The organism is Bacillus sp. JZ39, assembly GCF_053903145.1.
Genome location: NZ_CP096389.1, coordinates 3614327 through 3626394, shown reverse-complemented (window position 1 = coordinate 3626394; position 12068 = coordinate 3614327). Strand labels below are relative to the sequence as shown.

The following is a 12068-nucleotide window of genomic DNA, read 5'->3' as shown; positions in this document are numbered from 1 at the left end:
TGTATGATAAGACTGATTATTGAATCATTGAAAGGGGCAAGCCAAATGATCAACCGTCAACACATTCAATTATCGTTACAGTCATTAAGCTTGGTGGCAGGGTTTATGGTTTGGGTGCTGATTTCATCACTCATTTCCCAAATCACATTAGATATTCATTTAAGCAAGGGCGAGATTTCTTTGGTGACGGCGATTCCTGTGATCCTCGGGTCGCTTCTCCGCATTCCTTTAGGGTATTTAACGAACAGGTTTGGCGCGCGGCTCATGTTTATGGTCAGCTTCATCCTGCTTTTATTTCCTGTATTTTGGATCAGTATCGCGGACTCTCTGTTTGATTTAATCGCAGGCGGCTTTTTCTTAGGGATCGGGGGAGCGGTGTTTTCCATTGGAGTGACCTCCCTCCCGAAATATTATCCGAAAGAAAAGCACGGTGTCGTCAATGGGATTTACGGTGCAGGAAATATCGGGACAGCCGTTACGACATTTGCAGCGCCGGTTATCGCTCAAGCCGTCGGGTGGAAATCAACCGTGCAGATGTATCTGGTTTTGCTGGCTGTCTTTGCCTTACTGCACGTTTTGTTCGGCGACAGGCATGAGAAGAAGGTCAAAGTTTCTGTTAAGACTCAAATCAAAGCCGTTTACCGAAATCATGTGCTATGGTTTCTGAGCCTGTTTTATTTTATTACGTTCGGTGCCTTTGTCGCCTTCACTATCTATCTGCCGAACTTTCTGGTGGAGCATTTTGGGCTGAATCCTGCAGATGCCGGCTTGCGGACGGCTGGCTTTATTGCGGTTTCTACGCTGCTCAGGCCTGCGGGCGGATTCCTGGCTGATAAAATGAGCCCGCTCCGCATCTTGATGTTTGTTTTTGCCGGGCTTACATTATCAGGCATTATCCTATCGTTCTCGCCGACAATTGGCCTTTATACGTTTGGATCATTAACCGTGGCTGTCTGCTCAGGCATAGGAAACGGGACTGTTTTTAAACTGGTGCCTTTCTATTTTTCCAAGCAAGCGGGGATTGCCAATGGGATTGTGTCTGCCATGGGCGGATTAGGCGGCTTTTTTCCTCCGCTCATATTGGCGAGTGTGTTTCAGGCAACAGGCCAGTACGCGATCGGGTTTATGGCGCTTTCAGAGGTGGCGTTAGCCAGCTTTGTCCTTGTCATATGGATGTATTGGCAGGAAAGAATGAAAACACACACGGAGAGAAACAGCCAGAGCATCAACTAACACTGGGGCATTCACAAGATTGTTAGTTTTTTCTCGATGGGTACAAATCAATTCACGTTACAATAAACACACAACGTGACTTTCTTCGAGGTGAGCTCATGAATTTTCTCTCTGTTCGACCATCTGATAGTGATCTTATTTCCAGCGATCTGCATGAATTGCTGGAATCGATCAGCACGAAAAGAAAAATGGAAAAACACACGTATTTGTTTCGAGAAGGAATGGATGCAGAAGAGCTTTTTCTGATTCAATCAGGACTCATTGAAATCGGCAAGCTGACATCTGATGGAAAAGACCTGACGCTTAGAATCTGCCAAAAGCATGATATCGTCGGAGAATTAACACTTTTCACTGAAGAACCAAGGTATATGCTCAGTGCAAAAGTGCTAGAGGATGGCGAGGTGCTCGTCATTAATAAAAATAAGCTGGAAAAAGAATTAATCCAAAACGGCGCTTTGACATTTGAGTTCATGAAATGGATGAGCACGCACCTCCGGAAGATTCAGTCCAAAATCAGGGATCTGCTTCTTCATGGCAAAAAGGGGGCGCTCTATTCTACCCTTATCCGCTTATCAAACAGCTACGGAGTGGAGCGAAGCGACGGCATTCTGATTAACATTGTCCTGACAAATCAGGATTTGGCAAAGTTTTGTGCGGCTGCACGGGAAAGCATCAACCGTATGCTGGGAGATCTCCGCAAAAAAGGGGTTATTTCGATAGACGAATCCGGAAAAATTATTTTACACAAGCGGGACTATTTACGATGTGAGATTGAGTGTGAAAATTGCCCGCTGGAGATTTGCAATATTGACTGAAAAAAACAAGGACAGCGGTGTCCTTGTTTTTTTACCTTGTCATAAAGAGGCACATGACGGCAAAAAAGAAGCAGGCATTCACGATTTCCAGAATGCCAATCGTTTTTACGGGCCAATCTCTTCCATGAAAAAACCATGCCCGCAAGCTGCTCGGGATAAAAGCGAGAAACGCCCATCCTGCTCCGAAAAGAGCGGATAAAAAGGGGAGCAGCAGGTGATATCCCCATGACCAGTATGCAAGTGTCCTGTTTTTTCTTTCACGAATCACCGATTTCACATAAAAGGAACTCCCGATAAAAAATAAAGCAGACTGCAAGAAAATAAACCAAGCCCAGCCGTCGAGGGTTCCCATCCCCAGCCAGCAGCTCGCAAACCCGCCCGAACAAAAGAACAAGACACCTGCAACATCATTCAATAGGGCTCGTTCGTTTTTTCGGCGGGCAAAATACATATGTATGAGAAACAGCGGCAGTAAAGAAACGCCCACCCAGATGAGAGGCGGCTTATGAAAGACCGAGATCATCAAAAAGCAGCAGGCGGGAAAACCGTAATAACACATCCACTTTTGATATGGTTTGCTTTGTTTCTTTTTTAAGGCAAGCGTAAAGGGATAAACCGCTAAGTATAGGAAAAGCCAGCCTAGGAAGAGCGGAATATGCCAAATAACGGGGCCTCCCTTGGCCATGCCGAGTAAAAATGGGATCAGCAGCATCGCCCACGCGCCGTGCTGCTTCGGAATCAGCGCCTTCATCGAAATCCTCCTTTTTTCTTTCATTATAAATGCAGTCACCCTCCTGATAAGTGACATTCATCATACAGGCTGTGAAATACATCACTGCTGTACAGGCTCAGTCGAGCTACACTAAAGCTATCCTTAGCACAGGAGGTTTTCCTATGAATCAGTGTGACTATTTATTATTTCTGAAACAACTTCCTATGTTTAATGAAGTGCCTCTATCCATTGTCGAAACCTTGCTGAAAAACGGCACGTTTATCCGCGGCTCATGTGATCAGTCTCCATCTTTTCTTCATTCTCAATCTGTCTATATTGTATTAAAAGGCAGTGTCCGTTTCGTGGACAGCAGGCTCCCTGAAGGGTCGAAAACCGTTGCGCTGTGGGAAAAAGGCGATGTGTTTCCGATTGATGAAAAAGGCGGGCTTTATTTATCGCCCTTTATCTCAGTCAATGCCACTTCAGACATTCTGATTCTCAATATCCCATATTACATATTTAAGAAAATGATGTCTTACCATCCGCAGCTGCAAATGAACTTTTTGGCTATGCTTCAGCAAAATGTTTTTTGTTCCTATCAATTATTTTTGCGGTATCTGCATACATCACAGGATGAAAACGCTGAGCCCGGTTCTTAAATAGAGCCGGTTTTTTTGATCTTTGAATGAAAGGCGGCTAATGACCCAAGCGTCCTGCCTGAACGCAGCCTTCCTTCTCCTTTGTGTGAACATTTTGTGAAAAAAGCAGAGTGTGTGACATAGTTCACAAGGAAACACGCTGTCTCTGTTTATAGTGAACTTAGCATCACCTGACTCGGAAGGAGTGAACTCTCATGAAGAAAAAGAAAAGGAGTCCGTTGTTTAGGAGATTGAATTATTTCTCTCCTATCGAACACCATTCAAATAAACATAGCCAAACCACCCGCGAAGATCGCGATTGGGAGAATGTATACAGAAACAGATGGCAGTACGACAAAGTCGTTCGCTCCACCCACGGCGTTAACTGTACAGGGTCTTGCAGCTGGAATATTTATGTCAAAAATGGAATTGTTACGTGGGAAGGGCAAAATTTGAATTATCCATCAACAGGCCCGGATATGCCTGATTTTGAACCGAGAGGCTGCCCGCGGGGGGCCAGTTTTTCATGGTATATCTACAGCCCGCTGCGTGTGAAATATCCATACGTGCGCGGTGTACTGATTAATTTATGGCGGGAGGCACTGCAAGAACATCAAAATCCATTGGAAGCCTGGAAATCGATCGTCGAAAACCCTGAAAAAGCGAAGTCCTATAAACAGGCGAGAGGGAAAGGCGGGTTTGTGCGCGCTGAGTGGCCGGAGGTGCTGAAGCTGATTTCAGCCTCTCTGCTGTATACAGTGATGAAATACGGGCCTGACCGAAACGTCGGTTTTTCTCCGATTCCGGCCATGTCCATGATCAGCCATGCATCAGGCTCCCGGTTTATGTCGTTAATCGGAGGCCCTATGCTCAGTTTTTATGACTGGTATGCGGATCTTCCTCCAGCATCCCCGCAAATTTGGGGTGACCAGACGGACGTTCCGGAAAGCAGTGATTGGTACAATTCCGGCTATATCCTCACATGGGGCTCCAACGTTCCGTTAACGAGAACGCCTGACGCGCATTTTTTGGCGGAGGCCCGCTATAAAGGCGCTAAGGTCATTTCGATCAGTCCGGATTTTGCGGAATCCTCAAAGTTCGCGGATGACTGGCTGAGTATTCGCCAAGGGACTGACGGGGCACTTGCGATGGCGATGGGTCATGTCATTCTGCAGGAATTTTACGTGAACCAAGAAACTGAACGTTTTATTGAGTACGCGAAGCAATACACTGATTTTCCATTTCTCGTCACCCTGTCAAAAGAAAATGGCGTATACACAGCGGGACGGTTTCTGCATGCGAAGGACATCGGGCGGCAGACAAAGCATGATCAGTGGAAGCCTGCGGTTTGGGATGAACAAACAAGTTCATTTGCCATACCCCAAGGGACAATGGGCTCGCGCTGGGACGGGCAGCAGAAATGGAACCTGCACATGATTGATGAAGAAACCGGGGAACCGATTGAACCCCGTCTCTCTGTGCTGGGAATAGAGGACGAAATCGGCACGGTGCGCATCCCGTATTTTTCAAATGACGGAAACAAAGTGCTCGAGCGGGATCTTCCTATTAAAAAAATGAACCTGAACGGTGAAGAAACGTACATCACGACCGTGTTTGACTTGATACTGGCTAACTACGGCGTGAACCGGGGTATCGGCGAACGATTGGCTGTCTCCTATGATGATCCTGAGCCGTTTACGCCTGCCTGGCAGGAACAAATGACAGGAATCAAAAAAGAAGCTGTCGTTAAGATTGCCAGAGAGTTTGCTCAAAATGCGATCGATACAGACGGCCGGTCCATGATTATCGTAGGGGCCGGCATTAACCACTGGTTCAACTCCGACACGATCTACCGAGCGGTGTTAAATCTTGTTTTACTTGTAGGCGCCCAAGGCGTAAACGGCGGAGGCTGGGCCCATTACGTGGGGCAGGAAAAGCTCCGACCTGCTGAAGGGTGGCAGACGATTGCAACTGCAAAGGACTGGGAGGGCGTGCCCAAGCTGCAAAACGGCACCTCATTTTTCTACTTTGCGACAGATCAGTGGCGTTATGAGGACCAGCCGATCAGTGATTTGGCATCACCGATTGCTGCGTCATCCCGCTACAAGCACCACGCTGATTACAATGTGCTGGCCGCGCGGCTGGGGTGGCTTCCGTCTTACCCGACTTTCAATCAAAATGGCATCGATCTGTATAAAGAAGCTGAAAAAGCAGGGGCAGAAACACCTGAAGACGTTGGTGCGTACGTGGCCTCACAGCTCCAAGAGAAAAAACTGAAATTCGCGATTGAAGATCCTGATAATGAAGTGAATTTTCCAAGAAATCTCTTCGTATGGCGGGCAAATCTGATCTCAAGCTCAGGAAAAGGGCATGAATATTTTCTCAAGCATTTGCTTGGGACGACAAACGGCTTGATGAATGACGATAGCGACAGCATCCGCCCTGAAGAAATCAAATGGCGGGAGCAGGCGCCGGAAGGAAAGCTCGACTTGTTAATCAATCTTGACTTCCGAATGGCCGGTACGGCGCTGTATTCCGATATCGTGCTGCCGGCGGCGACATGGTATGAAAAACACGATCTCAGCAGCACAGATATGCATCCGTTCATTCATCCATTTGCTCCTGCGATCTCGGCTCCGTGGGAATCGAAGTCAGACTGGGATATTTTCAAGGCGCTGTCAAAAGCCGTTTCCGATCTGGCAGAAGAAGTCGATATGGAGCCCGTGAAAGAAGTGGTTGCGACGCCGCTCCTCCATGACACCATGCAGGAATTGGCCCAGCCATTCGGCAAAATCAATGACTGGAGCAAAGGCGAATGTGAAGCCATTCCGGGAAAAACGATGCCGAACATCCAAGTCGTTGAACGGGATTACAAACACATTTTTCATAAAATGACTGCACTTGGTCCGAACGTTGCTTTAAAGCCGAGCGGAACAAAAGGGATGAGCTGGTCAATAGCCGATGAATATGAATCACTCAAACAGAGATTGGGAGAAATCACCTCGGACAGTGTCGCAAAGGGATGTCCAAATATAAGTGAAGCAAAGCAGGCAGCAGAAGCGATTTTAACCCTATCATCCACTTCGAATGGAAAGGTCGCAGTAAAAGCATGGGAATCACTTGAAAACATCACGAACCTGAAGCTGAAAGACCTGGCGGAAGAACGCGAGGAAGAATGCTTTACGTTCGAACAAATTACAGCCCAGCCGAAAACGGTGATCACGTCTCCAGCGTTTTCCGGCTCTGAAAAAGGAGGGCGCAGGTATTCGCCGTTTACAACGAATGTTGAAAAATTAATTCCGTGGCGGACGCTGACAGGCAGACAATCCTATTATGTCGATCATGAACTGATGATGGAATTCGGTGAAACGATGGCGACATTCAAACCGATCCTCCAGCATCGCCCGTTTCTGAGCAAGCGGCCTGATCAAGAGGGAAAAGAAATCGTCCTCAATTATTTGACGCCGCATAATAAATGGTCTGTCCACAGCATGTATTTTGATTCTCTGCCAATGCTGACGCTGTTCCGCGGCGGGCCAACCGTGTGGATGAATAAAGATGATGCAGAGGACACGGATATCAAAGACAACGATTGGATTGAATGCTTTAACCGAAATGGTGTTGTCGTCGCGAGAGCCGTTTTGTCTCATCGGATTCCTAAAGGAATGGCGTTTATGCACCATGCCCAGGACCGCCACATCAACGTGCCAGGAACAAAGCTGACGAATAACCGCGGAGGCACCCATAACAGCCCGACAAGGATTCACGTCAAGCCGACACAGATGATCGGTGGCTACGCCCAGCTCAGCTACGGCTTTAACTATTACGGTCCAACGGGGAATCAGCGCGACCTGAACGTCGTCATCCGCAAGCTGAAGGAGGTCGATTGGCTTGAAGATTAAAGCGCAAATCGGTATGGTCATGAACTTGGATAAATGCATCGGCTGCCACACGTGCAGCGTCACCTGCAAAAACACGTGGACAAACCGTTCCGGTGCGGAATATATGTACTTCAATAATGTAGAAACAAAGCCGGGCATCGGCTACCCGAAGCAATGGGAGGACCAGGACAAATATAAAGGCGGCTGGACATTGAAAAAAGGAAAGCTCGAGCTGAAATCGGGCTCGAAAACCAATCGGCTTGCAGGCCTTTTCTATAATCCGAATCAGCCGTCGATTGATGATTACTATGAGCCCTGGAACTATGATTATGAAACATTAACGAATAGCCCGCAGAAAAAACACCAGCCGGTAGCACGCCCGAAATCGTCCTTGACGGGGGATTTTATGAATATCGAATGGGGACCGAACTGGGAGGATGATCTCGCGGGCGGCCACATAACGGGACTTGAAGATCCCAACGTACAAAAGATGGAGGAATCGATCAAAACAGAATTCGATGAGGTCTTTATGATGTATTTGCCCCGTATTTGCGAGCACTGCATCAACCCGGCGTGCGTATCATCCTGTCCATCCGGCGCCATGTACAAACGCGAGGAGGACGGCATTGTGCTTGTGGATCAAAACGCATGCCGTTCATGGAGATATTGCGTATCATCCTGTCCTTATAAAAAAGTCTATTTTAACTGGCAAACGAACAAAGCGGAAAAATGCACACTCTGCTTTCCGCGTTTGGAGGCGGGACTGCCGACCATCTGCTCTGAGACGTGTGTTGGCAGAATCCGCTACCTCGGCGTCATGCTGTATGACGCGGACAAAGTGGAGGAAGCGGCATCTGTTGAAAATGAAAAGGATCTCTACCATTCACAATTGGACGTTTTTCTTGACCCAAATGATCCTGAGGTTGCCAAGCTGGCAAAAGAACAAGGCATTCCGTCTGATTGGATAGAGGCTGCGCAGCAATCGCCGATCTATAAAATGATCATTGACTGGAAGATTGCGCTGCCGCTTCATCCAGAGTACCGCACGCTGCCAATGGTGTGGTACATTCCGCCGCTCAGTCCGATTATGAATCTCTTTGAAGGAAAAGGCAGCCGGCAATCCGCAGAAGATATTTTTCCGGCTATCGACCAAATGAGAATCCCGATAGATTATTTGGCGCAGCTGTTAACAGCCGGTGATACGGATCATATTCGGTCAACGTTAAAGAAAATGTCTGTCATGCGCCAGTATATGAGAGCGATCCAGACGAATAAATCAATCGACCCGGAACTGATCTCCAGTGTCGGCTTAACAGAACAGCAAATTGAAGATATGTATCGGCTGCTTGCGATTGCCAAATATGATGACCGCTTTGTGATACCGAGCAGTCATCGAGAAGAAGTTTCAGATTTATATGCTGAACAAGGGAGCTGCGGCTTATCATTTTCAGGCGGCCCCGGCTCCTGTTTCTAACTTTTGATAAATGAGGTGTAACAAGATGAACACCACAGACCGGCAAATTACGTTCTCCGCTCTTTCCTCTCTTCTCTCTTATCCGGATGAAGAGTGGAGAGCCGAGATTCCCGAATGGAAGGCTCTTATCCATGAAATCGGCAACCGGCAAATCCGGAAGAAGCTGCTGCACTTTTTCGAGGCGTCAGCCAGCTTTTCACCGGAAGCGCTGATTGAACACTATGTCTATACATTCGACTTTGGGAAAAAAACAAATATGTATGTCACCTACTTTAACTCGGGCGAGCAAAGGGAACGCGGCATTGAATTGCTGCATTTAAAAAACGCATACGAACAATCCGGTTTTCTGCCGACAGAGAAAGAGCTGCCTGATTATCTGCCGCTGATGCTGGAATTTGCTGCGGCTGCAGAAATTGAAGCAGCGAGAAGCGTGTTTGAGAAATATCTGTCCAATGTGAGGGAGCTGGCATCCCGTCTCGAAAAAAATGACAGTATATACGCTGAACTGCTGCACGTGCTGCTGGCCGCGCTTGAAAACATCGGCGTACGTGAAAGCGTTGAAGGGGCTGTTCAGGCATGAGCGGGCAGATCCTCTGGGGTATTATGCCATACATTGTATTGACGATCTTTATCGGCGGCCATATTTACCGCTACCAGCATGACCAATTTGGCTGGACGGCGAAATCAAGCGAGCTGTTAGAAAAGAAAAAACTTGCGGCGGGCAGCACACTTTTTCACTGGGGACTGCTGTGCGTTGTCGGCGGGCATGTCATGGGGATTCTGATCCCGGAAGGCGTGTATGCTTCCCTTGGCATTTCAGAGCATATGTATCACAAAATGGCGATTGGCGCTGGCTTGCCGGCGGGCATTGCGGCATGTACCGGACTTGTCATCCTGACGTACAGAAGGCTGTTTGACAAAAGAATCCGCAAAACGAGCTCGCCATCCGATATCCTTACGCTCCTCCTGCTGCTGTTCATGATGCTGTCAGGCGTTGCGGCCACGTTTCTCAACATTGATTCGAAAGGCTTCGATTACCGGACCACAGTCGGGCCCTGGTTCAGGGAAATCGTTTTGTTCAGGCCTGATGCCTCTTTGATGGAGAGTGTCCCGCTATGGTTTAAGTTTCATATTGTGATAGGATACGTCGTTTTTATCCTGTGGCCGTTTACGAGATTGGTTCATGTGTTCAGTCTGCCGCTCAAGTATCTGACCCGCAGCTACGTTGTATATCGGAAACGCTCGTGAAAATCCCCCTTGCAAGAGGGGGTTTTTTCTGCCAAGGTAATGGCTGGGCGGCCGGGAATCCTGTTGTGTTTGTATTTGGAAATAACATCAAGAATAAAACGGATTTTACTCATTTTAAACCGGCGGAACAGCAGATTATGACTCAGCCTGACTAACTCCTTATTTTCTTTCTGATCAATATCCCGTTTTATATATTTTCTCTCATCAGAATGGGCATCAAATTCACTCTATCCACCGTATTTGCAGTCACAGCGCCGCCTCTTTTTCGGCGCTTGCCGGAGTGCTCAGCGGGTTCAGCCTGCCGCTCATGTTGTCACTCGGCGTTGCCTATAGTCTTGCTTTATTTCTGCAGAAACGATGCGGATGAATTCCTTGACAGTTAGTTTTTTCTAAACCTCTCCTCCTTCGGCGGAGAGGTTATTTACTTACAAGGTTTATCGATTAGAAAAAAGAGGTAATACAGAGGTAATTGAATCAGATTGGAGAGAATCAGGATGCTGAAAAGGAGACTGGAATTTTTCTTTTTATATATGATGCTCATCGGGGCATATGTCATTTGGTTTTTTCCGGTTTCCAGGCTTGAGTTTTACGGAGGATTGCTTTGCTATATAAGCATTATTTTGTTCAGCATCTATTCATTAATTCTTGAAAACCGCACCTCGCAGCACACGCTGCTGTGGATCCATATTCTTGTCTTTTTTCCAATCGCCGGCTACGTGTTTTATCTGTTTTCGGGACAGCTTTATGTAAAGGGAAAGCTGTTTAAGACAAAACGAATGTACAACAGGGAAAAGCTCAGGAAGCTGTTTGACAAGGAGGAAACGCCCGAAGTGACAGGGCTGAAGGACAATCAAGAGAGGTTCTTTACATATTCCATCAGGGCTGCCCATATGAATATCAATACGAAAAGCAACATCAAAGTGCTGAAAAACGGCGAAGAAACCTTCCCGGACATTTTCAAAGCAATGAGAAAAGCGGAATCTTACATACATATTGAATACTACATGTTTAAATCAGACATGCTCGGACGCGGCATGATGGATATTATGATGGAGAAAGCGCGCCAGGGTGTCGAGGTGAGGTTTTTATACGATGCGGCAGGAAGCATGAAGCTGGCAAGAAGAGATATTATGAGAATGAAACAAGCGGGGGTGGACATCGTCCCGTTTTCTCCGCTGAAATACGGGTTTTTCAACCAGAAGCTGAATTTCAGAAATCACCGGAAAATCGTGATCATCGATGGGAAAACCGGTTTTGTGGGCGGATTAAATGTTGGAAAGGAATATATCAGCAGAGATCCGTACATCGGATTTTGGAGAGATACACACCTGCGGCTTGAGGGGGAAATTGTGCAAACGCTCCACGCTATCTTTATGCTGGATTGGGAATACGTCTCCAATGAAGTGCTAATTGATCAAGAGGAGTACAATACCCCGGTTCCCGTGGAAGGAGGAGGCATTTATCAAATTGTCGCGACAGGCCCTGACATGAAGGAAAGCATGAGCGACCTTTATTATGAAATGATTTCTTCAGCGCAGAAATCAATATGGATCGCCACGCCCTATTTTGTCCCCAATGAATCCATTCGCACGGCGCTAAAAGCAGCGGCGACAAAGGGGGTAGAGGTAAGGGTTATGGTGCCGGAGAAGAACGACAGCTTTTTGACCCAATACGCGTCGAGGTCCTATTTCCCGGAGCTGCTTCTTGAGGGCATTGAAGTGTACTCCTACCAAAAAGGCTTCATGCATCAAAAAGTCATGATCATTGATGGTGATCTCGCCTCCGTCGGCACCGCGAATATGGACATGCGCAGCTTTCAGCTCAACTTTGAAGTGAATGTGTTCTTCACGGATGCCGAAGCGATCCGAACCCTTGAGATCCATTTTGAAGAGGATATGCAGGAAAGTGAAAAGCTCAGCCCTGTCGGCTTTTATAAAAGAGGCGTGGCTGACCGGACAAAAGAGTCATTTGCCCGCCTGTTTTCAGGTGTTCTGTAAGAAAAAAGAAATCTGATCTTTCAAAACAGCCCGTGTATAGTATAATTGAGAAATATTATCAGTTATTTAT

Annotated in this window: 9 protein-coding genes and 1 pseudogene; 9 read left to right on the top strand and 1 reads right to left on the bottom strand. The window is 47.2% G+C overall.

Features of this window, described 5'->3' with window-relative positions:
* Positions 1-45 precede the first annotated feature (45 nt).
* Entirely contained in the window at positions 46-1233 is a 1188-nt protein-coding gene (gene narK / locus M1D65_RS18580; protein ID WP_014478287.1) for a nitrate transporter NarK, read from the top strand.
* Between the two features lie 98 nt (positions 1234-1331).
* The gene (gene fnr, locus M1D65_RS18575) at positions 1332-2048 is read left to right on the top strand and encodes a fumarate/nitrate reduction transcriptional regulator Fnr (RefSeq protein ID WP_064671462.1); all 717 of its coding nucleotides are present in this window, start codon (positions 1332-1334) and stop codon (positions 2046-2048) included.
* Between the two features lie 31 nt (positions 2049-2079).
* On the opposite strand, the gene M1D65_RS18570 is transcribed toward fnr, so the two are convergent.
* The gene (locus M1D65_RS18570) at positions 2080-2799 is read right to left on the bottom strand and encodes a YwiC-like family protein (RefSeq protein WP_064671463.1); all 720 of its coding nucleotides are present in this window, start codon (positions 2797-2799) and stop codon (positions 2080-2082) included.
* A 143-nt stretch (positions 2800-2942) separates the two neighbouring features.
* Between M1D65_RS18570 and arfM the strand changes: the two genes are divergently transcribed.
* From arfM to cls, 7 genes and pseudogenes are all read left to right on the top strand, one after another.
* Positions 2943-3419, top strand: coding sequence for a Crp/Fnr family transcriptional regulator ArfM (gene arfM, locus M1D65_RS18565; RefSeq protein WP_064671464.1), 477 nt, complete (start codon positions 2943-2945; stop codon positions 3417-3419).
* Between the two features lie 194 nt (positions 3420-3613).
* The gene (locus tag M1D65_RS18560) at positions 3614-7300 is read left to right on the top strand and encodes a nitrate reductase subunit alpha (RefSeq protein ID WP_064671465.1); all 3687 of its coding nucleotides are present in this window, start codon (positions 3614-3616) and stop codon (positions 7298-7300) included.
* Positions 7290-8753, top strand: a complete 1464-nt coding sequence (narH, locus tag M1D65_RS18555; RefSeq protein ID WP_032727059.1) for a nitrate reductase subunit beta — start codon at positions 7290-7292, stop codon at positions 8751-8753. The genes M1D65_RS18560 and narH overlap by 11 nt, the downstream gene beginning before the upstream one ends.
* A gap of 25 nt (positions 8754-8778) precedes the next feature.
* The gene (narJ, locus tag M1D65_RS18550; protein WP_064671466.1) at positions 8779-9333 is read left to right on the top strand and encodes a nitrate reductase molybdenum cofactor assembly chaperone; all 555 of its coding nucleotides are present in this window, start codon (positions 8779-8781) and stop codon (positions 9331-9333) included.
* Positions 9330-10001, top strand: a complete 672-nt coding sequence (narI, locus tag M1D65_RS18545) for a respiratory nitrate reductase subunit gamma (RefSeq protein ID WP_003242665.1) — start codon at positions 9330-9332, stop codon at positions 9999-10001. The genes narJ and narI overlap by 4 nt, the downstream gene beginning before the upstream one ends.
* 158 nt (positions 10002-10159) lie before the next feature.
* Positions 10160-10365, top strand: a pseudogene (locus M1D65_RS18540) (YitT family protein); the annotation flags it as partial.
* 130 nt (positions 10366-10495) lie between these two features.
* The gene (cls, locus tag M1D65_RS18535; protein WP_021480827.1) at positions 10496-11998 is read left to right on the top strand and encodes a cardiolipin synthase; all 1503 of its coding nucleotides are present in this window, start codon (positions 10496-10498) and stop codon (positions 11996-11998) included.
* Positions 11999-12068: the final 70 nt, after the last annotated feature.

Bases quoted from the DNA above. Each gene is read 5' to 3' on its own strand.
- narJ (WP_064671466.1), top strand. From the start codon at position 8,779: ATGAACACCACAGACCGGCAAATTACGTTCTCCGCTCTTTCCTCTCTT.
- arfM (WP_064671464.1), top strand. From the start codon at position 2,943: ATGAATCAGTGTGACTATTTATTATTTCTGAAACAACTTCCTATGTTT.
- cls (WP_021480827.1), top strand. From the start codon at position 10,496: ATGCTGAAAAGGAGACTGGAATTTTTCTTTTTATATATGATGCTCATC.
- M1D65_RS18570 (WP_064671463.1), bottom strand. From the start codon at position 2,799: ATGAAGGCGCTGATTCCGAAGCAGCACGGCGCGTGGGCGATGCTGCTG.
- fnr (WP_064671462.1), top strand. From the start codon at position 1,332: ATGAATTTTCTCTCTGTTCGACCATCTGATAGTGATCTTATTTCCAGC.
- M1D65_RS18560 (WP_064671465.1), top strand. From the start codon at position 3,614: ATGAAGAAAAAGAAAAGGAGTCCGTTGTTTAGGAGATTGAATTATTTC.
- narI (WP_003242665.1), top strand. From the start codon at position 9,330: ATGAGCGGGCAGATCCTCTGGGGTATTATGCCATACATTGTATTGACG.
- narK (WP_014478287.1), top strand. From the start codon at position 46: ATGATCAACCGTCAACACATTCAATTATCGTTACAGTCATTAAGCTTG.